Origin of the sequence: Vreelandella lutescens (genome assembly GCF_014640815.1) — a bacterium.
In the GTDB taxonomy this organism is placed as follows: domain Bacteria; phylum Pseudomonadota; class Gammaproteobacteria; order Pseudomonadales; family Halomonadaceae; genus Vreelandella; species Vreelandella lutescens.
Genome location: NZ_BMHM01000011.1, coordinates 1 through 22427, shown reverse-complemented (window position 1 = coordinate 22427; position 22427 = coordinate 1). Strand labels below are relative to the sequence as shown.

Here is a 22427-nt window from a genome sequence, read left to right as displayed (position 1 = left end):
AAGGCCCACTACCGGACGGTACGCTCTTCCATCAACGAAACCCTTCAGCAATATGCTCTGCCAAGCTATCGATGATAGGTGACTGCGTGTTAGAGGTGCGTTGTAGCACGATGGAAGCCTCGGGCAGGGTGGGGTACCCCTCTTGCTTGCCAAGAATCAACATGTCGGGGGTAACCAGGCTCTGCATCCATGCGGAGACTGCCAGCCCAGCACCCACCACTGCCTGTAACGTCGCCAAGCTGGGGCTACTGTAGGCTACGCGATACGTCTTGCCAGCTCGGTCCAAAGCGTTGCAGGCGTGGCGACGACAGAAGCAAGGGGCCTCGAACATGGCCAACGGCACAGTCGCTTGCAGATGGGTGGCGTGGTCGGCGGCTGAGACCCATACGGTAGGCTCACGTCTCAGCAACGTACCGACCTCATCGCCGACCTCGCGTGTCATAATAATTAAATCCAGGCTGTCGGGGGGCTGTTGTGAGAGCACCGACGAGGGTGCGCAGTGTACTTCAACATCCACCAGTGGCCATGCCTGTGAGAACGTCTTCAAAATGCCGGGCAGAAAACGCATGACATAGTCGTCCGGCACCCCTAAGCGCACACGGCCTACCATGTCGGGTTGGCGCAGCAGGGTCAGTGCTTCACCTTGCAGCGAAAGAATCTTGCGCGCATAGCCCAGCAGAGTATGCCCCTCGCTGGTCAGTAGCAGCTGCCGGTTTTGGCGTACGAAAAGGGGGCGCTGAATGACGTCCTCTTCCAGGCGCTTCATCTGCATGCTCACCGCCGATTGCGTGCGGTTGACCACCTGTGCGGCGCTTGTAAAGCCGCCCTGGTCGACAATCGCAACAAATGTACGCAGCAGTTCGTGATCGATAGTAGGTAGCGTGGCCATTAGGTATCAATCTGATTGATGTTGATTATAAGAAGTATTCGTTGGATTGATTTTAGGCCCTCTTTGATACTTCTTCCAACACTCTGAAGGAGATATCGACATGGAGCGCACATTGACTTGCGTGCAAGATTCCCCCCAACAACTCGCTAAACCTAAGTCTCAGAAGCAAAAGCAGGCCGACGGTTTATCGGTATGCCGTACACCCTGGCGTGTCCGATTCGCACGTTGGCGTCAGCTTCGTCGGGAGCGCTATGCGCTCCAGCACTTAAGCGACGACCTGCTCAAAGACATCGGTATTAGCCGCGAAGCGGTTCGCAAAGAGGCTAAGCGTCCCTTTTGGGATGATCGAGGGTGGCGTCGCTAGGACGGGCGGAAAAATACCAGCGACAGTGGAGCTGCCACCCAGGTGTAAGGGTAAAGTTAAGGCATTTGAAGGTGTTAACGAAGCCATCAATGAAACCATCTGCACCGCAGGCGTGCAATTGACATAATTTTTACACCCCAGTGTAAGTTGTCGAACGTACGGACAACTAAGTAGTCAGAAAGGGACAGCGCCACGGCACTGTCCCTTTTTCATATCTGCTTGTTTCTCTTTACTATCCAACCGTTGTCGATGGGAGTTACGCCAATGAAACGTCGTCACTTTTTAGGCTTAGCCGGGTTAACCGGATTAGCGGGTGTGTTGCCGGGTGTCTCATTTGGCTTTCCGCGCCTTGATCTTGAGGCCGCCCCAGATTTAGAAAAACTAGAGCTGAGTGAAGATGAATGGCGCGAGCGCCTATCCGATGAAGCGTTTTACGTACTGCGCCAAGAGGGAACCGAGGCAGCGTTCTCAAGCCCCTTGGATAAGCAATACGATGAAGGCGCATACCACTGCGCAGGCTGCGATTTGCTGCTGTTCACCAGCGCCATGAAGTACGACTCCGGCACCGGCTGGCCGAGCTTTTTTGAGCACGTGGAAGGTCACTTGCTCACTAAACTGGACTTCAAACTGGTGTGGCCGCGCACCGAATACCACTGCGCCCGCTGTGGCGGCCACCAGGGCCACGTGTTTGAAGACGGCCCAGAACCCACCGGGCTGCGTTGGTGTAATAACGGCGTTGCGCTGCGCTTTGTGCCCGCCTAACGGTGGGGGAGAAGGGCAATTCATGCCAGCCTAGGTGGTTTGTGGTACCTTGTCGGCACCTCGAATGCTGCATGAGTTAGTTGCACGTTATGGATGTCAAACAACGCATTACTGCACGCTTAGCCGATGAGCTAAACGTTCGGCCTGAACAGGTCGCCGCAACGGTAGAGCTTCTGGATGGGGGCGCTACCGTTCCTTTTATTGCCCGTTACCGTAAAGAAGTTACTGGCGCGCTGGATGATACGCAGCTTCGCCAGCTTGATGAGCGTCTGCGCTACCTGCGCGAGCTTGAAGAGCGCCGCGAAGCGGTACTTACCGCCATCGATGAGCAGGGCAAGTTGGACCCCGCACTCAAAGCGACCATTCAAGCCGCAGACACCAAGCAGCGCTTGGAAGATTTATACCTCCCCTTCAAGAAAAAGCGCCGCACCAAAGCCCAAATTGCCCGTGAAGCGGGGCTTGAGCCGCTGGCCGATGCACTGTTAGCGAACCCAACGCTTGACCCCGAAAGCGAAGCCGCCCAATACCTGCGTGAAGCCGAAGGGGATATTCCCGCTATTGAAGATGCCAAGGCGGCACTCGATGGCGCCAAGCAGATTTTGATGGAGCGCTTTGCAGAAGACCCCGAGCTGATTGGTCAACTGCGCGAGCGGCTATGGCAAGAAGGCGAGCTGAGTGCCCGCGTCCTGGATGGCAAACAGCAGGAGGGCGCTAAGTTCTCCGACTATTTTGAACACGATGAAAAGCTGGCGAAAGTACCGTCGCACCGGGCGCTGGCCATGTTCCGTGGCCGCAACGAAGGCATCTTGAGCCTAGCGATCCGCTTACCGGGCGAAAATGACGCCCCCATTCACCCCGCTCAAGTGGCGATTGCCAAGCAAGTGGGTATTAGCGATGAAGGTCGCGCGGCGGATAAATGGTTAAGCGAAGTGGTGCGCTGGACCTGGCGCGTGAAGCTTTACACCGCGCTGGAAACCGAACTGCTGGGTCGCCTGCGCGAACACGCCGAGCAAACCGCCATCGACGTATTTGCCGCCAACCTAAAAGACCTGCTACTGGCCGCGCCTGCCGGGCAAAAAGTCACGTTGGCATTAGACCCCGGCCTGCGCACTGGCTGTAAAGTAGCGGTGATCGACGCCACCGGCCAGTTTATTGACCAAGCAACGATCTACCCCCACGCGCCGCAAAACCGCTGGGATGAGTCGCTTAACGTGCTGGCCAAGCTCGTGAAGCAGCACGGCGTGGAGCTGATTGCGGTAGGTAACGGCACCGCCAGCCGCGAAACCGACAAGCTGGCAGGGGAACTGATTAAAGCGCTGGCACCGGAGCACCGTGCCAGCAAGGTGATGGTCTCGGAGGCGGGCGCTTCTGTTTACTCGGCCTCAGAGTACGCTTCCCGCGAGCTGCCCGATCTGGACGTGACGATTCGCGGCGCTGTCTCCATCGCTCGTCGCTTGCAAGATCCCTTGGCCGAGCTGGTGAAGATTGAGCCCAAATCCATTGGTGTGGGCCAGTACCAGCACGATGTTTCCCAAGTGCAGCTCTCACGCAGCCTGGAAGCCGTGATTGAGGATTGTGTTAACGCCGTAGGTGTGGATCTCAACACGGCCTCCAGCGCGCTGCTTTCTCGTGTGGCAGGGTTAAGCGCCGCCATCGCCGAAAATATCGTCGCTCAGCGCAACCTGCAGGGGGCGTTTAAGAGCCGTAAAGAACTGCTCGAAGTGAGCCGCCTTGGCCCGAAAACCTTCGAGCAGTGCGCAGGCTTTTTGCGTATCAGCAATGCCGAGAACCCGCTGGATGCCAGCGCCGTTCACCCGGAGGCGTATACGCTGGTGGAGCGTATCGCCAAGCAGAACAGCCGCGATGTGAAAGGGCTAATTGGCGATAGTGCCACGCTGAGGGCGCTCAAACCCGCCGATTTCGCCGATGAGCGTTTTGGTGTGCCCACCGTGAGCGACATCCTCAAAGAGCTGGATAAGCCCGGCCGTGACCCGCGCCCTGAGTTTAAGGCTGCCGAATTCCGCGAGGGCGTTGAAACCCTCAAAGACCTCAAACTCAGCATGGTGCTGGAAGGCACTGTCACCAACGTGACCCACTTTGGTGCGTTTGTGGATATCGGCGTTCACCAAGATGGCCTCGTGCATATCTCCGCACTATCCGACCGCTTTATTGATGACCCGCGCAGCGTGGTAAAAGCGGGCGATATCGTCACGGTCAAAGTGATGAGCGTGGACATCCCGCGTAAGCGGGTAGGGCTCTCGATGCGCTTAGATGACGAGCCGGAACAGCCTGACGCAACGGGCAGTACGGACTCGGCAGCGCCGCGCAAACCCGCTCGCAGCCAGCGCCAAGGCGGGCAGCGCCAGGGCAGTCAGCAGAGCGAAGCCCCTGCTCCCATGGGTGCGCTTGGCGCTGCTCTAATGAAAGCGAAGCGGGGCAAATAGTCGCGTGTCTTGAATATTTAACCATTGCCGCCATATCCTGCTGTCTATTCTCGATTAGAAAGCAGGGTAATGGTTATGGCGATGCCAGCTGATTTCAACAAGGCCTGCTTAACGCAGGCCTTACTAACAAGGAGTGTTCACCTTGTCTGAACCACTCACTGTGCCATCTTCGCTCACCGCTCAGGTTGAGAGGCTGCTGCCGAGCGCGCGACTAGGGCGTTTAGGGCGTTTGCGTCGCGGGCTAGAGAAAGAGGGGCTGCGGGTCGATGCTAATGGCCATATTGCCCAAACAGCTCACCCTAAAGCGCTGGGGTCAAAGCTGACGCATCCGCATATCACCACCGATTACTCTGAAGCGCTGCTGGAGTACATCACCCCGGTCTACTCTGAGCCCAAAGAGGCATTGGCCTTTTTATCCGACCTGCACACCTTTACCTATCACCACTTGGAAAACGAGTGGATCTGGCCGGGTAGCATGCCCTCGCGGCTTTCAGGTAACGATAGTGTGCCGATTGCGGATTACGGCAGCTCCAACGTGGGCACCATGAAGCATGTCTACCGTAAAGGGCTGGATATGCGCTACGGGCGTATTATGCAGGCCATCGCTGGAGTGCATTACAACGTGTCGCTACCGGAAGATATGTGGCACGCCCTGCGGGAAATGGAAAAAGCCACCAATATTCCCTTTAACGACTACCGTTCGACGCGTTACTTCGGGATGATCCGCCACTTCCGCCGCCATAGCTGGCTGCTGCTTTACCTGTTTGGCGCGTCTCCTGCGATAGACAAAAGCTTCCTGCCCAACGGCCAAGTGCCGGATAAACTGCAGCCGCTCAGCGACGACACCTACTACGCGCCTTATGCCACCACGCTGCGCATGTCGGATCTGGGCTATCAGAACAAGGTGCAGTCGCAGCTTAAAATCTGCTTTAACTCGCTGTCGAACTACGTCAACACGCTGCGCCATGCCATTTCCACTCCCTGGCCGGACTACGAAGCGCTGGGCGTAAGAAATGGAGACGAATGGCAACAGCTGAACGCTAATATCCTGCAGATCGAAAACGAGTACTACAGCGATATTCGGCCCAAGCGCGTAGCCAAGCACAACGAGACGCCAAGCCAAGCGCTGGAAGCCCGCGGCGTCGAGTACATCGAAGTGCGCTGCCTGGACCTTAACCCGTTCGATCCGCTCGGCGTGACCGAAACCCAGATGCGCTTTGTGGATACGTTCCTGATGTGGTGTCTGCTCAGCGACAGCCCCTGGATTTCCGATGAAGAGTGCGACCGCTTAGACGACAACCGCCGTTTAGTGGTGGAGCGTGGCCGTGACCCGGAGCTGCGCCTCACTCGCAACGGAGAATCGGTGACGCTGCCTGAATGGGGCGAGCAAATCTTTGCAGAGATGGCAGAAGTAGCTCGCCTGTTAGATGCGGTTGAAGAAGGGGAGCCCCACGCGGCTGCGCTTAACGAGCTGGCGCCGCGTTTGACAGATCCTTCGCTGACACCATCAGCACAGATGCTGGCGCGCCTGCAGGAAGGTAATGGTTCCTTAAGCGATACGCTGCTGACCATGGCGCAGGCCCAAGCCGACAAGCTAAAAGCCACGCCCATGCTGCGTTCCCGCGAAGCGTTGCTTGCCCAGCTGATCGACACCTCTCATCAGCAGCAGCAAGATATTGAAGCCGCTGACCAAGAGAGCTTTAGCGAGTTTTTAGAGAGCTATTTCACTAAGGCGCGTGAGTCCCGGGCGCTATCTGCACTGCCATCAGAGGATGTTCAATGACAGCGTCAGCTATTCGCCCGGCAGCGCTCGCCGGTGTCGCGTTTTGCGTACTCATGATGTCCGTAGCGCTGAGCTTGGAGCATATCGTTGGTTTAGAACCCTGCCCGCTGTGTATTTTTCAGCGGGTAGCGGTCATTGCTGCGGGCTTGGTGCTGGCCGTCGCCGCCATTCATAACCCCAAGGGTGGCGTAGGCAGAGGCATTTATGGCCTGCTTGGCTTGGCAGCGGTAGGCACCGGTGCGTTTATCGCCGGACGTCATGTATGGCTACAGGGCTTACCGGCAGACGAAGTGCCCAGCTGCGGTCCAGGGCTGGATTACATGATGGATATCTTGCCGATGCAGGATGTCGTTGCCATGGTGCTTACCGGTTCGGGAGAGTGCGCTGAGATCGACTTTATGCTGTTAGGACTCTCGCTTCCCGCATGGACGCTGATTGGCTTCTTAGTGCTCGCATTGGTGCCATTGCGTATTTTATGGCTCGCGGTTAAGCGTTAGGATGGACATTAGGCAGCCGGCCGTTGACCGGTTGCCTAATGTCAGCGTTGACTATTGACGGCGCACTATTCAGTATCAAGGAAACCATACCCGCCAGGATTGACAGAGGTAGAAGGAAAGGCGAGTCTAGCCCTGTTCAAGGCGGCTATCTGCAAGGAGAAAGCCCCATGCTCGAAGATTGCAAAAATGCCCTGGAGCGCTGGGGAGGCGTGCACAGCCTAATTGACCGCTGGCTTGATCAACGCCGTGCGCTGCTGGTGAGCTTTATTGAGCTAAAAGAAGCCTGCGATGCGGAGCTGGAAGCCGTGAGCAAAGCACGTATTGATACCTTCAGCGAACTGCTGATGGACTATATCAGTGCCGGTCACTTTGAGGTTTACCCGCAGCTAGCGGAAGAAGCCAAAGCCTTTGATGACGAAAGCGCGCTGCATATCGCCGCGAAACTGTTAGAGCGTCTGGAAATGTCCACAGCCATGGTGCTGGAGTTTGACGAAGACTTCGCATCCCCCGTGCGCTGCCAGCAAAACCTAGCGCGCCTTCCTGCCTGGATCGACCGTCTCGCCAAAGGCCTTACCCAACGCTTTGCGCTAGAAGACCAGCTCATCGCCCGGCTACACGCAGCCCACAGCCCTCAGCAAATGAAGTCCCCGGCTTAACTATTTTAAAAAGCAGCGCTTATTCGCGCTGCTTTTTTATTGCCAGCGTTTACCCCTAATTACTCCCATCACTCTTGTCCAGCGCCACCTTAGGCACCCCTAGCGGGGTGCTTCGCGGGTGCGCTCCGCTTACGCCGCGCTACGGGTGCCCACTTCAAGTACCGTGATACCTATCAATCGCACATACCCGTAGCGCGGCGTAACGAAAGAGCGAGAGCAACGAGCGAAAGAGGCACCCGCGGAGGCGGCGATTAGCCGCCTGGATTCGGCCACTGTGAATCATTCAATCTCATTGCCACCTTCGGCACCCCTAGCGGGGTGCTTCGCGGGTGCGCTATCGCTTACGCCGCGCTACAGATGAGCCTACTTTAAGTATCGTGCCCCGTAGCGCGGCGTAACGAATCTTGCGAGGCAACGAGCAAATGAGGCACCCGCGGAGGCGGCGACTAGCCGCCTGGATTCGGCCACCTTGAATCCTTAAACCTCATTGCCACCTTCAGCACCCCTGGCTGGGTGCTTCGCGGGTGCGCTATCGCTTACGCCTCGCTACGGGTGCCCACTTCAAGTATCGTGATACCTATCAACACGGGGCAATCGCACATACCCGTAGCGCGGCGTAACGAAAGAGCGAGAGCAACGAGCGAAAGAGGCACCCGCGGGGGCGGCGGATAGCCGCCTGGATGGGGTCAAAGTGAATTATTCAATCTCACTGCCGCCTTCGGCACCCCTAGCGGGGTGCTTCGCGGGTGCGCTCTGCTTACGCCGCGCTACGGGGTGGCCACCTTAAGTATCGTGCCTCCGTAGCGCGGTGTAACGAAAGAGCGAGAGCAACGAGTGAAAGAGGCACCCGCGAGGGCGGCGAGTAGCCGCCTGGGCTGAGCTGTTGCTACGCGGCTAGCCGTTTCTCCTTAACTTGCCACCAATTACCAACATGCAGGGGGTGAGCAGTAGGGTGAGGGCAGTAGCGAAGGTGAGGCCGCCGGCAATCGCGCTGGACATTTGGGTCCACCATTGGGCGGAAGGGGCGTTAAACCCGAGCGCGGGGGCGAAGAGGTTAACGTTCACCCCTAAGACCATCGGCATCAAACCTAGCACCGTGGTAATGGCTGTGAGCAGCACGGGCCGCAGGCGTAAACAGCCTGCTTCCAGTGCCGCTTGCGCGGGTGCCATGCCGTCGGCGCGTAGCTCGTTATAGGTATCGATCAGCACGATATTGTTGTTCACCACAATGCCCGCCAGAGCGATGACCCCCATGCCCACCATGACAATGCCAAACGCTTGGCCGGTGATCAGAAGCCCCATCAACACTCCCGCGGTGGAGAACACAATCGCCGAGAGCACCAGCGCCGCTTGGTAATAGCTATTGAACTGCGTCACCAGAATCAGCGCCATCAAGCCAATCGCAATTAAGAAGGCGCTGACCAAGAACTGCATCGACTCCTGCTGATCCTCCTGTTCACCGGCTACGTTCACCATCAGCCCGTCGGGCAGTTGGTCTTGGCCGGCGTCTAGTAGCGCGCGCAGTCGCTCATCCGCTAAGAAGCCTGGCGTTAAGTCAGCTTCCACCGTAATAGCACGGCGGCCATCAATACGATTGAGCGTGCCCACTTTCGGCGCAGGAGTGATCTCCACAAAGTGCGAAATCGGCACCTGACCCCGTGGGGTGTTAATCGTCAAACGCTCAAGCTGGTCCAATGTACGCCAGTTTTCCGGCAGGCGAACGCGAATATCCACTTCATCGTTCACCGTGGGAGGACGATAAGAGGCGACCTGAAGCCCTGTGGTGAGCAGCTGAACGGCGCTGCCAATCGTGGTGATGTCGGTTCCCATGCGTGCAGCGGCTTCACGATCCACGTTCACCTGCCACTCCACACCCGGCAGGCTACGATTATCTTGAATATCGGTGAATCCGCCCAGTTGGCGCATCATGGCGGTCAGTTGGTCGACCCCCGCATCGGCAACCTCTGGATCCGTCGCGCTGACTTCCAGCACAATCGGTTTACCACCGCCGGGGCCCATCTCCTGCTCTTGGAATTCCAAGGTAATACCCGGGATATCCTGAGTACGCTCGGCCATATCCGCCAGAATAGTGCGGGCAGGGCGGCGCTGGTACCAGTCGATAAACTGGAACTGCAGCATGCCAATCACATCGCTGCCCATCTGCTGGTCGGGCACGGCATAAGAGCGTGCATAAAGGGCTTCCACTTCGCCCAGACCCCCAAGGCGTTGCTCCACGCGCTGCAAAATGGCATCGGTCTCTTCCGCTGAAAAGTCACCACGGGCGCGCACCAGCACCTGAGCGCTATCGGGCTCGACGCTGGGGAAGAAGTCCACGCCATGGTTGAAGCGCGCATAGCCGGTGTACAGCAGGGCAATCAGCAGTACCGCAAATAGCAGTACCCAGGCCGGATGCAGCAGCAGGCGGCTCAATATCCGGCGATACCCGCGGCCCAGCGCCGTGCTTTCATCGATGGGCCCGGTGCCGCTAGCGTGGGAGGTACGGGTGAACAGGCGGCCGAGGGTAGGCAGAAACACCAGCGCCATGGCTAGCGAGGCTAGCAAACACAGAATCACCGTGGCAGGCAGGTACTTCATAAACTGGCCCACGACGCCTGGCCAGAACAGCAGCGGGATGAAAACTGCGAGTGTCGTGGCCGTGGAGGCAATGACCGGCCAGCTCATGCGCGAGGCCGCGTTGAGCCACGCCTGATGCGGTGCTTGGCCTTCGTGCAGGTAACGGTCCGCCAGCTCGCTGACGACGATGGCTCCATCCACCAGCATGCCCGCCACGAGAATCAGCGCAAACAGCACGACGATATTGAGCGTAAAACCAAACGCCCACACCAGCAGAATGCCGGTGAGAAATGCCCCCGGAATCGTCAGCCCCACCAGCAGCGCCATTCGCCAGCCCATCACGGCCACCACCACAATCAATACCAGCACCACGGCGGTCAACACGTTATTGAGCAGCTCCGAGAGCATGTTTTGCACGGTCACGGATTCATCCAAGATAGTCGTCACGCGCAGCTGCTCCGGCAGCAGGCCTTCCGCCTGGGCAAAGGTCGCGCGCACCGCTTCAATGGTAGCGATGATATTGGCCCCGGCGCGCTTGGAGATCTCCAGCACCACGGCGGGCTGGCCATCAATGCGGGCGAACCCTTCGGCCTCTTTATAGGTGGGGTGAATCCAGGCCACGTCGCCAAAGGTGACCACTTGATCACCCTCAACCTTCACCGGCATGTTCATCACATCGTTTAACGACTCGATAATGCCGGGTACTTTGAGCGCCAGCCGCCCCGCGCCGGTGTCCAGGCTGCCTGCTGCCACCAAACGGTTATTGCGAGAAATTTGATTAAACAGGGTATCGAAATCGACGCCATAGCTCTCCAGCACCAGCGGGTCGACAACGATTTCTAAAAGATCCTCCCGCTCCCCCGCAATATCCACTTCGAGCACGTCGGCGATGCCTTCGATTTCCTCTTTCAGCCGCCGGGCAATCGTCATGCGCTCGCGGGTATCCAGCTCGCCGGAGAGGCCGATACTCAGAACGGGAAACTCGGAGACATTCACCTCCATCACCCGAGGTTCTTCGGCTTCATCCGGCAGGCTGCTGCGGGCAATATCCACGCGCTCGCGCACATCGGCAAGCGCGGTGTCTGGGTCAAAACCAGGGTCGAACTCCAGCGTTACCGACCCATGCCCTTCGCTGGACTGCGCGGTGAATTTACGCAGCCCTTCAATGCCCCGCAGCTCCTGCTCCATGGGGCGAACCAACAGCCGCTCGCCATCTTCAGGGCTCACGCCCTCCAGGGCGAGCGCGACGTAAATAATCGGAATCGTAACGTCCGGGTTGGCCTCTTTGGGGATCATCTGCCATGCGGCAGTGCCTGCCAGCAATAGCCCCACCAGTAGCAGCAGGGTGGTACGCGTATGGGTGAGGGCGGCATTAATTAACTGGCGCATGTCCACCTTCCTGGGCAGGCACGGGGGTTACTGCTTCACCAGGACTCACCAAGCCAGCCCCTAACGTAATGAGGGTGACCGGGTCGGGCAGGCCGCTGACATAGGCGCGCTGGGTATCGGCGCTCACCAGCTCAACGGCGGTTTGCACGACACGATCCTCGTCATCCAAATGCTTGATGGCTAACTGGCCGCGCTCATCAAGGCTGAATAACGCAGGCGAGAGGGTATGCACCTGGCGGGGTGGCAATGTGATCGTGAACTCTGCACTGCCTCCCGCTAAGCGCAGTCGCTCGGGGTTATCGAGCGCTACTTCGATATAGAACGTACGGGTCGCTTCTTCTGCGCGGCTGCTGATATAGCTCACTTCGCCAGCGAGCGATCCACCGTTAAGTAGACGGGCCGTCACGGGTAACCCCACGCTTAAGGCACCTATCTGCTGCTGTGACACCCAGGCGGTACCGGTTAGGCGGCGATCATCAATCAAGCGCGCCCACTCTTCGCCAGGCTGTAGTAGGTCACCGAGCTCCACCTGTACGCGGTCTAGTACGCCTTCAAATGGGGCAGTGGGCCGGGTGTCTTGGAGCTGTTTCTCTAGCTGCGCTACTTGGGCAGCGCTGGCGCTGAGCGCGCTCTGTAAGCGCAGTAGCTCCGGTTGGGAAATCAGCTCACGACGGCGCAGGTTCTGGGCACCGGCGTACTCGGCTTCGGCCAGTGCTAGTTCATCTCTGGCCTGCTGTAAACGCTCGGGCAGGGCATCGTTATCCAGCACGAGTAGCGTTTCGCCCTGGCGCACGCTTTCTCCTTGCTCAATCGGCTTCTCTGCGACGTAACCGGCGACGTTGGCACGCAGCACCGTCTCACGCTCAGCGGTGAGCTGGCCCTGTAGCACCTGCTGGGGAATATAAGGCGTGCTCTGCTGAGTGCTTACCTCGACGCGGGGGAGAGCCTCGGCTTGCTCTGCTGTGCTTTCAGTAGGTGAAGATTGAAACTGCTGAAAATCGCCAACGGCCAGCCATACCACTAACGCCAGCACCAGCAGGCTAGCCAGCGCGTAAGAGGGGGGAATTCGTCGCATGGGAAGTCACTGTTCCAAATAGGATGACAAAAGGTACATAGCGCGGTAAGGAAGGTCCCGCAGCCCGTCACACCATAGCGTAACTGGCCGTTTTCAGCGAGTACCAAGCCCGCGCGCGAATGGGTAGTAGTCTCATGTCTGATTGAGTTTTTGAGCGTCTGGGCATACCATCATGGCGCTATTCTTTACCAGGCGAACCTCCATTAGGCGAACCATCAAGGAGCAATGATGAAAGATCCAGTACGTATTGCGATTACCGGCGGTGCCGGCCAGATCAGCTACTCTCTTATTTTCCGTATTGCCGCTGGCGACATGCTAGGGCCGGATCAGCCTGTCATTCTCCAGCTTCTCGAAATTCCTCAAGCGATGGACGCGCTGAACGGCGTCGTGATGGAAGTTAACGACTGTGCGTTCCCGCTGGTGCAAGACATCGTTGCCACCGACGACCCGAACGTTGCCTTTAAAGATGCCGATTTCGCCCTGTTGGTAGGTGCACGTCCGCGTGGCCCGGGTATGGAGCGTAAAGATCTGCTGGAAGCCAACGCCGCGATCTTCTCTGTACAAGGCAAAGCACTGAACGACCACGCTAGCCGTGACGTGAAAGTGCTGGTGGTCGGTAACCCGGCCAACACCAACGCGCTGATTGCTTCTTGCAACGCACCGGACCTGGACGCAGGTCAGTTCACCGCCATGACGCGTCTGGACCACAACCGCGCGCTGACGCAGCTGGCTCAGAAAACTGGCAAGCACGTCACTGACGTCGACAGCATGATCATCTGGGGCAACCACAGTGCCACCCAGTACCCGGATCTGGCCCAGTGCAAAGTAGACGGCAAAGCCGCTTTCGATCTGGTCGAGCGTGACTGGTACGAAAACGACTTCATCCCGACCGTTCAGCAGCGCGGTGCCGCCATCATCAAAGCGCGCGGTGCTTCCTCTGCCGCTTCTGCGGCGTCCTCTGCCATCGACCACATGCGCGATTGGGCGCTGGGTTGCGACGGCATCGTCAGCATGGCGATTCCTTCCGACGGCAGCTATGGCATCGCCGAAGGCATCATCTACTCCTACCCGGTTCGCTGCCAGGGTGGCAAATACGAAATCGTACAAGGTTTCGAGCTGGACGCGTTCAGCAAAGAGAAGATGCAAGCCACCGAGAAAGAACTGCGCGAAGAGCGTGCTGCCGTCGAGCACCTGCTCGGCTAAACGCGCCTGCTAACCGCTTTTAACAAGCGCTTAGTCACGCCAAACCCCGCAAGATTTCTTGCGGGGTTTTTTTGTATCTATTTACTCACCCCGTAGCGCGGTGTAAGCGATAGCGCACCCGCGAAGCACCCCGGGAGGGGTGCCGATGCCGGCAATAGATTGAATGATTCACCGTGGCCCAGCCCAGGCGGCTACTCGCCGCCCCCGCGGGTGGCTCTTTCGCTCGTTGCTCTCGCTCATTCGTTACGCCGCGCTACGTGGTTTCCCAATGCTCAAAGTGGCCACCCCGTAGCGCGGCGTAAGCGGAGCGCACCCGCGAAGCACCCCGGGAGGGGTGCCTGTGGTGGCAATGAGGTTTAATGATTTACGGTGGCCGAATCCAGGCGGCTATACGCCGCCCCGCGGGTGCCTCTTTCGCTCGTTGCTCTCGCTCATTTGTTACGCCGCGCTACGTGGCTTCCCAATGCTCAAAGTGGGCACCCCGTAGCGCGGCGTAAGCGATAGCGCACCCGCGAAGCACCCCGCCAGGGGTACCGAAGGTGCCAATGAGGCTTGATCAATAACCGTGGCTGAATCCAGGCGGCTACTCGCCGCCCCCGCGGGTGCCTCTTTCGCTCGTTGCTCTCGCTCATTCGTTACGCCGCGCTACGTGGTTTCCCAATGCTCAAAATGGCCACCCCGTAGCGCGGTGTAAGCGATAGCGCACCCGCGAAGCACCCCGGGAGGGGTGCCGAAGTCGGCAATAGGTTGGATGAATCGCGGTGGTACTATCGAGGCAGCTGTCGCCATCTCACTAAATGCGTGACACTTACCTTAATCCCGCAGGCTCATAATTCGCCAGTTCCGCTCTTCAGCCACTTGGCGAAGGGTGTCGTCGGGGTCGACAGCGACAGGGTTGTCGACTTTTTCCAGTAAGGGTAGATCGTTATGGGAGTCGCTGTAGAACCACGCGTCATCCATGGTGAGGTCTTGGGCTTCCAGCCACGCTTGCAGGCGGGTAACTTTGCCTTCGCGGTAGCTAGGCACGCCATCTACCTGGCCGGTATAGCGGCCGTCAATCATTTCAGGCTCTACCGCGATTAAATCATCCACGCCCAAGCGCTCGGCAATCGGGCCGGTAATAAAGCGGTTGGTGGCGGTAATAATCAGCAGCGTATCGCCTTTGGTGCGGTGGCGGGCCAGCAGCTCTTCTGCTTTGGGCAGAATATGCGGCTCAATCTTGCTGACCATAAACTGCTGGTGCCACGCGGCTAGCTGCTCCGGCGTGTTATCGGCCAGGGGTTTTAGCGCCAGGGCAAGAAACGCCATCATATCCAGCGTGCCCGCGTTGTAATCGGCCATGAACCGCTCGTTGGCTTCGCGGTACGCCACGGGGTCCACCGCCCCCTGTTCAAGCAAGAACTCACCCCAGGCGTGATCGCTGTCGATGGATAGCAACGTATTGTCCAAATCGAAAATGGCCAGACTCACGGCGCTCCCCTTATGGTTAGTGTTGGTGGTGAATGTTGGACGTTGGTCGTGGGACACAAAGCGCCGGATTATCGCAGAGTCACCTAGGTTTAACCACTTAGCGTTATATTGTATTGATACCGTTGTCTCCCTTGTGGAAAAATGGGGATAACTGAAAATTTATGAAGGTGATGTCCGTGATCGACGCTGACGGCTTTCGCCCCAATGTTGGCATCATCATTGCCAATAGCCAGGGGCAGCTGCTTTGGGCGCGTCGTGTAGGGCAAAATGCGTGGCAGTTTCCCCAGGGAGGCATCAAAGCAAGCGAGACTCCACAACAAGCGCTTTTTCGTGAACTCCACGAAGAGATCGGCCTAACCGCCGACGATGTTGATATTGTCGCCTGCACCCGGGGCTGGCTGCGCTACCGTCTGCCACGACGCATGATTCGTACCCACTCACGGCCGGTGTGTATCGGCCAGAAGCAGAAGTGGTTTTTACTCAAAATTCGTTGCCAAGAAAACCGCATTTGTATGACGGCCACGCCCAAGCCGGAATTCGACGGATGGCGATGGGTTAGCTACTGGTACCCGCTTGGGCAAGTAGTGCCGTTTAAACGAGAGGTCTATCGGCGCGCGCTAAGGGAGCTGTCTCCTCGCGTGCAGCGCTTGGCACAAGATGACGAAGGATAACGCGCGCATCACTGCAGAATAAACGCAGTGATAAACAGCCGGACATTCCCTCAGCGAGGCAAATAATAGTGAATAGTAAAACGTCCATGCTTGAGGTGCTGCGACGCGTTATTCAGGAAGTGAATGGCGCACGAAACCTCGACGCCGCGCTGTCGACCATGGTACGCCGCATACGCAAAGCCATGCAGACCGACGTTTGCTCTTTTTATCTTTACGATAAAGAGTTGGAGTCGCTGGTGCTGATGGAAACCATCGGCCTTCGCACTCAGGCCGTTGGCCGCGTAGTGCTGCCATTAGGCGAAGGCTTGGTGGGGCTGGTGGCGAAGCGCAGCGAACCGCTGAATCTGGAAGACGCCCAGTCGCATTCCCATTTCCGCTATTTTGAAGCCACCGGTGAAGAGCGCTACTCAAGCTTCCTTGGGGTGCCCATTATTCACCAGCGCCACATGCTGGGCGTATTGGTGGTGCAGCAGGCAGAAAAGCGGCGCTACGACGACGAAGACGAAGCGTTCTTGGTCACCATGGCTGCCCAGTTAGCGGGTGTGCTGGCGCATGCGTTAGCCACCGGCAACCTCTCCCGCCCAGCACTGCCCGGCGGCCAAGCGATGTTCAAAGGGGTCGCGGCGTCACCCGGTATGGCCATGGGCGAAGCCGTGGTGATTACCCCACCGGCCGACCTTAACAGCGTTCCTGACCTAATCCCCAGCGACCAAGAGTACGAAATTGCTCGCCTAAAAGAGGCCATCGGCAAAACCCGCGATGAGATACGCGCGGCGGCCGAGCGTTTGGTGAACCGGATCTCTTCCCAGGAGCTGGCGCTGTTTGACGTGTACCAGCAAATGCTGGGCGAGGCCGCGCTGTCTGAGGAAGTGGAGAAGCGCATTCGTGAAGGCCAGTGGGCACCGGGGGCGCTGGCAGACGTTGTTCGCCGCCACGTGCAGTATTTAGAGCGGGTAGATGACGACTACCTACGCGAGCGGGCAGCGGATATCCGCGATTTAGGCCGCCGTGTGCTGGCGCACCTGCAAGAAGATACGCCTTCTACACCGGAAACCTACCCGGATAACGCCATTTTAGTCGGTGATGAAATCAGCGTGGCGATGCTGGGCGAAGTGCCCCGCGACAAGCTAAAAGGCTTGGTCTCGGTACGTGGCTCCAGCACGTCCCACGTGGCCATTGTGGCGCGCGCGATGGGCATTCCCACGGTGTTGGGAATGGTCGATCTACCGCTGCCGCGTCTTAACGGCGCGCCTGTGGTGCTAGATGGCCACCGAGGGCGGCTGTTTGTGCGTCCCGCTGCCGAGCTGCAAACCCGCTATGCTAGCCTGATTGCTGAAGAGAAAGTGCTCAGCGAGGTATTGGAGCACGAGCAGGATCTGCCCAGCCAAACGCCAGACGGCCATGAGATGCCGCTGATGGTGAATACTGGTTTAGCGGTGGATGCTTCCGCACTGCTAAAAAGCCGTATTGGCGGGGTAGGGCTCTACCGCACCGAAGTACCGTTTATGATCACCGAGCGCTTCCCCGGTGAAAAAGAGCAGATGCGCATGTACCGCGAGCAGTTAGAGGGTTTCGCGCCGCTGCCCGTGGTGATGCGTACGCTGGATATCGGTGGCGATAAAGACCTACCCTATTTCCCCATCGAAGAAGCCAACCCGTTTCTGGGCTGGCGCGGCATGCGCGTTACTCTTGATCACCCCGAAGTGCTGATGGTGCAGCTGCGCGCCATGCTCAAAGCCTCCCATGATCTGGGCAACCTCTACGTCTTGTTCCCCATGATTACGAATGTGGAAGAGGTGGATGAGGCCATTCGGCTGCTGGACCGCGCTATTTTAGAACTGGGGGAGGAAGGAATTGCGGTGGAGCGGCCCAAGGTTGGGGTGATGATCGAAGTACCCGCTACCATTTACCAGATGGATGCGCTCGCTAAACGCGTGGATTTCTTCTCGGTGGGTAGTAACGACCTTACGCAGTACCTGCTGGCGGTAGACCGTAATAACCCGCGGGTATCTAGCTTGTACGATGCACTACACCCGGCACTGCTGGGCGCGCTACAAGAGCTAGCCCAAGATGCCAAGCGGCTGAATAAGCCCATTTCGCTATGCGGTGAGCTGGCAGGCGACCCGGCAGGTGCGCTGCTGTTAATGGCGATGGGTTTTACCAGTCTCTCGATGAACGCGCCTAGTCTGCCAAAAGTGCGTGCCGCGATTCGTCGAGTCACTCTTGCCGATGCCCAAACGCTGCTAAAAGAGATCATGCTGCTGGATACGCCCGCGCTGGTGCATGAGCATCTGAATCAGCGGCTAGATGAGTGGCAGTTATCGCACCTGCTACCGCCCCGAGACTAGCTAAGCGTTAGCGGCAACACGTCGCTGTTAGTGTGGTTTCACCCGTAAAGCGACCGAGCGGCCCAAAACGCTGCTCGGTCAGTGTGGCGTCGCCTTGATGGTTCAGCGTCAGCCACGTGGTAGCGCGAGTTCCATACTGCTCGCCGACGATAAACGCCGCCGAAAGCTGGCGCTCCAGAGTAATGCCGACGCCCGTATCGGGCAGCTGGTGGTCATCGGCCAGTGCCGGGTTATGTAGCGCTTGGCGAGTATGCTCACGCCAAGTGGCATCACGGCTTGCCTCCAGCGCACCGCGCACCGCCTGCAGTTTCGGCCACGGCGTGTTCAAGCTCGCATTTGAAAGGCCATGCACTCCTGGCAACACGCTGGCAAGATGGACTCCACTGCTGCCCCGGTGCAGGTGCCAGCACTGGTGAGGCGTCGCGACTAACAAATTAAAGCCTGCGTAGTGTTCCGCCTTATCGTTCGCTAATGCATCTAGCCACGCAGCGGGATCGTCGCTTGCCAGTACTCCTGCCACCAATTCGCCACGGCTGGGAGCATTCGAGGGCGTCGAGAGTGCTGTATCCCGCACGTTGGTAAGCGCTGCCACCACGCCGTATCGGTTAGCCGCCAGCCATGTGCCGCCTGCTTCCAGATCTCTGCCGCCCAGCAACGGCACATCGTGCCAACGGCTCAGTGGTGCCGTCGCCCGTGCGTGAAACTCATCACGGTTTCCCGCTAAGCGCAGCGGATAAGCGCTGCCGGGTGCCCAGGTAAACGTCATTAAACACATAAAAAGCCCTTCAACGGCATGAGTTTGGCCTCGCGTTATTGCGCAGTATGGGCTTAGGTAGGACGGCGTGGCATGACAGCTTTGCAGTGTCGACGTACACTAAGCTTAGAAACACTCATGATAACGCGGGCCGCCTATGCGGGGAATTACGCCTCGCACACACCAGGAAATCGCGAATTATGCAACGCTATCAGCGAGAGCACTTCTGGAACGCCATTATTTGGCCAGTTCTCTGGCCACTGCTACTGGTTCAAGCCGCGCTAGTTCTGCTCTGCGTGCTGGTAGGCGCGGTGGTTTGGTTAATGTCGCCCAGCCAAGCTTCCTGGACCACCACGTTGTGGTTAACGCTGACCCTGTTATTAGGCAGCTGCATGAACGTGGGGGCCTTCTTAATGTTGATCAAGGCGCGGGCAAAACATAAAGATGCCCTGTTTGTACAAGGCCTCAATGAACTTGAGCGCCGTATTGATACGCTGCAAACGAACATCGCCCCCGGTGGCCCTTTGCTCGCCGTTGAAGAAAATCAAGAGCGTCCGCTAAAACGGCTAACTCGTGCCAATGATCAGCTGGCGGCCCTTATTATTACTCAGGAGAAGACTGGGCAAGGCGTAGGTGGCGAGGAGCCGCAGAAATCAGATCAGGCGCTGTTGGATGACCTCCATCACCAGCAAAAGCAGCTGAAACACTTGATGGCTGGGCGAGAGCGTGCAAGAGAAGAGTCGCGGCTTAAATCTGGCTACCTAACACTAATGCAGCGGGAAGCCGATAGCCTCTTTGAACACCTGGGTAGCATGCTTACCGACAGTGCGTCGGCTACCTGCCGCCAAAATGTGACCCATGTGCGTGAACGGCTTGCCGATATTCGTTCACTGTTGGCGAATTTTGTTCAACAGAGCGTTAACGAAGCCAATACATACGATATTCCCCCCGCTGATGAACAGCGTGCACGCGTGCTGGTGGTTGATGATGGCCCCGTTAACTTAATGCTGGCGCGGCAAATGCTAGAATCCCAAGGGCTTCAGGTGGAAGGCGTCAGCAGCGGTGAGCAGGCATTAGAGCGGCAGCAATCCACCTTTTACGACTTGGTATTTATGGATATTTTTATGCCCACGCTAGACGGTCTGGAAACGACCCGACGCTGGCGCACATTTGAGCAGCGCAATCATCAGCAACGCAGTGTGATGATTGCGCTGACCGCCAATGCGGATAACGCCGGCCGAGACGCCTGTAAAGCAGCAGGACTAGACGATATCCTTGCTAAACCTTACCAGCCCGATACCTTGCATAGCATGATCAAAAAATGGCTGCCCAACGCTTTGGAGAAGCCCACCGAATGACTTTTGTAGCCATTTTGGCCAGTTACTTACTACTAGGAGCCGCCGCGGGAACCATGGCCGGCCTGTTTGGCGTAGGCGGCGGTATCATCATTGTGCCGGTGCTGGTGTTTGCCTTTGGGCTACAAGGTATCTCTCCTGAGATTACCATGCACCTAGCGGTCGGCACTTCGCTTGCCACCATTGTGATCACAGGCGCTTCTTCCGCCCTGGGCCACTTTCGTAGGGGAAGCGTGCATCGCAAGTGGTTTATGGCACTGCTGCCTGGCTTAATGTTGGGAGCCATTGCGGGCGTATTTATCGCCGGTAATTTATCCGGCACCGTGCTGGGAACGCTCTTTGGAGTGTTCGTACTACTACTCGCCACCAAAATGATCATTGGGCTGACACCAAAACCAGGCACGCTAGCCCCCGGCAAAGCCGCCATGACCGTGGCAGGAGGCGTGGTGGGCGCAATTTCAGCCCTGTTTGGCATTGGCGGCGGCGCCATGACAGTGCCTTGGCTTTCCCGATGCGGTGCCACCATGACACAAGCCGTGGGAACCTCTGCCGCCTGTGGCTTACCAATAGCAGCGGTAGGGGCGGTAACGTTTATCATCGTGGGCTGGGGCAACCCGCTGTTACCGCCGTGGGCAACTGGGTTTGTGATGTGGCCTGCGTTTATTGGCATCGTTGCCACTAGCGTTCCGTTTGCCCGTCTTGGCGTGCGTTTAGCTCATGTTTTGCCTGCTAATGTGCTGCGCTACGGGTTTGCCGCGTTACTCGCGGTGGTGGGCTTACGCTTCATACTGGCGTAATCGCACGCTAATACAGTAGCGTTTCTTCTATTTCATCAGAGAAAGTGAATGATTAACTACCCAACGATAGATCCTGTCGCGATTTCCCTCGGCCCGCTGCAAGTACATTGGTATGGGCTAATGTATGTGGTTGGCTTCGTGGCGGCGTGGTGGCTAGGTTGTAAACGCGCCCCGCGTATTGGTTTAACAAAAGATGATATCGGTGATTTGCTCTTCTACTGTGCGATTGGTGTGGTCGCTGGTGGCCGCCTGGGCTACGCGCTGTTTTACGGATTAGGGCAGTGGACGGCAGACCCGCTCTGGATTTTCCGCGTATGGGATGGCGGCATGAGTTTCCATGGCGGTTTGATCGGCGTACTGCTTGCCGCTTGGCTATTTGCCCGCCGCAAGCAGCTAGCGTTCATCACCTTGACGGACTTCATTGCACCGCTTGTCCCCATTGGCTTAGGGGCAGGGCGTATCGGCAACTTCATTAACCATGAACTGCCAGGAAGCGTGACGTCGTTGCCCTGGGGCATGCCCTTTCCCGGTATGGGGCCAGAACCGCGTCACCCATCGGCACTTTACGAAGCACTGTTAGAAGGGTTAGTCCTGTTCGCCACTCTTTGGTGGGTATCCGCCAAGCCCCGCGCCCGCGGCCTGCTATCCGGCCTTTTCCTGCTGGGATACGGCGTCTTCCGCTTTATGGTCGAATTCGTACGCATGCCCGACGCCCACATCGGCTACCTCGCCTTCGGCTGGTTCACCATGGGCATGCTACTCACGCTCCCCATGATCGCCCTCGGCCTGATCTTTATCGCGTGGTCTCGCAACCAACCCATCGACGCCAAGGTTTAAGATAAGAGTCTCTGCACGCTGTGGTTGCCTCTTTCGCTACGTCACGCTACGGCTTCCCATCCCGCTTGATTTGGGCACCTCGTAGCGCGGCGTAAGCGGAGCGCACCCGCGAAGCACCCCGGTAGGGGTGCCGACTGTGGCACTGAGATGTGATCATGCTCAATGTCCTCATCCAGGCGGCTACTCGCCGCCCCCGCGAAGCACTCCGCTAGGAGTGCCGAAGGTGGCACTGAGGTGTGATGTTTCACGGTGGCCTAATCCAGGCGGCTGCTCGCCGCCCCCGCGGGTGCCTCTTTCGCTCGTTGCTCTCGCTCATTCGTTACGCCGCGCTACGGGTTCATATGGCACTTAAGGTGGGCACCCGTAGCGCGGCGTAAGCGGAGCGCACCCGCGAAGCACTCCGCTAGGAGTGCCGAAGGTGGCACTGAGATGTGATCATGCTCAATGGCCTCATCCAGGCGGCTGCTCGCCGCCCCCGCGGGTGCCTCATTTGCTCGTCCCTCGCAAGATTCGTTACGCCGCGCTACGGGTTCATACACCGCTTGATGTGGGCACCTTG

Annotated in this window: 17 protein-coding genes; 12 read left to right on the top strand and 5 right to left on the bottom strand. The window is 58.0% G+C overall.

Annotated features, from left to right (window positions below; genetic code table 11):
- Positions 1-31 precede the first annotated feature (31 nt).
- Positions 32-889, bottom strand: a complete 858-nt coding sequence (locus IEW65_RS17000; protein WP_188640649.1) for a LysR substrate-binding domain-containing protein — start codon at positions 887-889, stop codon at positions 32-34.
- Positions 890-989: 100 nt separating this feature from the next.
- On the opposite strand from IEW65_RS17000, the gene IEW65_RS16995 reads away from it, so the two are divergent.
- From IEW65_RS16995 to rsd, 6 genes are all read left to right on the top strand, one after another.
- Complete coding sequence (locus IEW65_RS16995) at positions 990-1253, top strand: DUF1127 domain-containing protein (protein WP_188640648.1); 264 nt, start codon at positions 990-992, stop codon at positions 1251-1253.
- A 264-nt stretch (positions 1254-1517) separates the two neighbouring features.
- A complete protein-coding gene (msrB, locus tag IEW65_RS16990) occupies positions 1518-2015 on the top strand; it encodes a peptide-methionine (R)-S-oxide reductase MsrB (RefSeq protein ID WP_188640647.1) in 498 nt (165 codons plus the stop codon).
- Between the two features lie 89 nt (positions 2016-2104).
- The gene (locus tag IEW65_RS16985; RefSeq protein WP_188640646.1) at positions 2105-4459 is read left to right on the top strand and encodes a Tex family protein; all 2355 of its coding nucleotides are present in this window, start codon (positions 2105-2107) and stop codon (positions 4457-4459) included.
- A gap of 142 nt (positions 4460-4601) precedes the next feature.
- The gene (gene gshA, locus IEW65_RS16980; RefSeq protein ID WP_188640645.1) at positions 4602-6242 is read left to right on the top strand and encodes a glutamate--cysteine ligase; all 1641 of its coding nucleotides are present in this window, start codon (positions 4602-4604) and stop codon (positions 6240-6242) included.
- Positions 6239-6739, top strand: a complete 501-nt coding sequence (locus IEW65_RS16975) for a disulfide bond formation protein B (protein ID WP_188640644.1) — start codon at positions 6239-6241, stop codon at positions 6737-6739. The genes gshA and IEW65_RS16975 overlap by 4 nt, the downstream gene beginning before the upstream one ends.
- Before the next feature lie 167 nt (positions 6740-6906).
- A complete protein-coding gene (gene rsd, locus IEW65_RS16970) occupies positions 6907-7395 on the top strand; it encodes a sigma D regulator (protein ID WP_188640643.1) in 489 nt (162 codons plus the stop codon).
- A gap of 894 nt (positions 7396-8289) precedes the next feature.
- Here rsd and IEW65_RS16965 read toward each other — a convergent pair.
- A complete protein-coding gene (locus IEW65_RS16965; protein WP_188640642.1) occupies positions 8290-11358 on the bottom strand; it encodes an efflux RND transporter permease subunit in 3069 nt (1022 codons plus the stop codon).
- Positions 11342-12433 carry an efflux RND transporter periplasmic adaptor subunit gene (locus tag IEW65_RS16960; protein ID WP_188640641.1) on the bottom strand — a complete coding sequence of 364 codons (1092 nt, stop codon included), beginning with the start codon at positions 12431-12433 and terminating at the stop codon, positions 11342-11344. The genes IEW65_RS16965 and IEW65_RS16960 overlap by 17 nt, the downstream gene beginning before the upstream one ends.
- 228 nt (positions 12434-12661) lie before the next feature.
- On the opposite strand from IEW65_RS16960, the gene IEW65_RS16955 reads away from it, so the two are divergent.
- The gene (locus IEW65_RS16955) at positions 12662-13636 is read left to right on the top strand and encodes a malate dehydrogenase (protein ID WP_229755611.1); all 975 of its coding nucleotides are present in this window, start codon (positions 12662-12664) and stop codon (positions 13634-13636) included.
- Positions 13637-14449: 813 nt separating this feature from the next.
- Here IEW65_RS16955 and IEW65_RS16950 read toward each other — a convergent pair.
- On the bottom strand, positions 14450-15106 hold the full coding sequence (locus tag IEW65_RS16950) for a histidinol-phosphatase (protein WP_188640639.1): 657 nt from the start codon (positions 15104-15106) through the stop codon (positions 14450-14452).
- A gap of 176 nt (positions 15107-15282) precedes the next feature.
- Here IEW65_RS16950 and IEW65_RS16945 point away from each other — a divergent pair, with 176 nt between their 5' ends.
- Both IEW65_RS16945 and ptsP read left to right on the top strand, forming a co-directional pair.
- Positions 15283-15777, top strand: coding sequence for an RNA pyrophosphohydrolase (locus IEW65_RS16945; protein WP_139527002.1), 495 nt, complete (start codon positions 15283-15285; stop codon positions 15775-15777).
- An 86-nt stretch (positions 15778-15863) separates the two neighbouring features.
- Positions 15864-18125 (top strand): phosphoenolpyruvate--protein phosphotransferase, encoded by a 2262-nt coding sequence (gene ptsP, locus IEW65_RS16940; protein WP_188640655.1) that lies wholly within the window; start codon positions 15864-15866, stop codon positions 18123-18125.
- A gap of 7 nt (positions 18126-18132) precedes the next feature.
- Here the strand turns inward: ptsP and IEW65_RS16935 are convergent, their stop codons facing one another.
- A complete protein-coding gene (locus IEW65_RS16935) occupies positions 18133-18900 on the bottom strand; it encodes an NRDE family protein (RefSeq protein WP_188640638.1) in 768 nt (255 codons plus the stop codon).
- Between the two features lie 179 nt (positions 18901-19079).
- Between IEW65_RS16935 and IEW65_RS16930 the strand changes: the two genes are divergently transcribed.
- From IEW65_RS16930 to lgt, 3 genes are read left to right on the top strand one after another with little or no spacing between them, the layout of a single operon-like run.
- Complete coding sequence (locus IEW65_RS16930) at positions 19080-20237, top strand: response regulator (RefSeq protein ID WP_188640637.1); 1158 nt, start codon at positions 19080-19082, stop codon at positions 20235-20237.
- Entirely contained in the window at positions 20234-21031 is a 798-nt protein-coding gene (locus tag IEW65_RS16925) for a sulfite exporter TauE/SafE family protein (RefSeq protein WP_188640636.1), read from the top strand. The genes IEW65_RS16930 and IEW65_RS16925 overlap by 4 nt, the downstream gene beginning before the upstream one ends.
- A 48-nt stretch (positions 21032-21079) precedes the next feature.
- Complete coding sequence (gene lgt, locus IEW65_RS16920; protein WP_188640635.1) at positions 21080-21868, top strand: prolipoprotein diacylglyceryl transferase; 789 nt, start codon at positions 21080-21082, stop codon at positions 21866-21868.
- Positions 21869-22427: the final 559 nt, after the last annotated feature.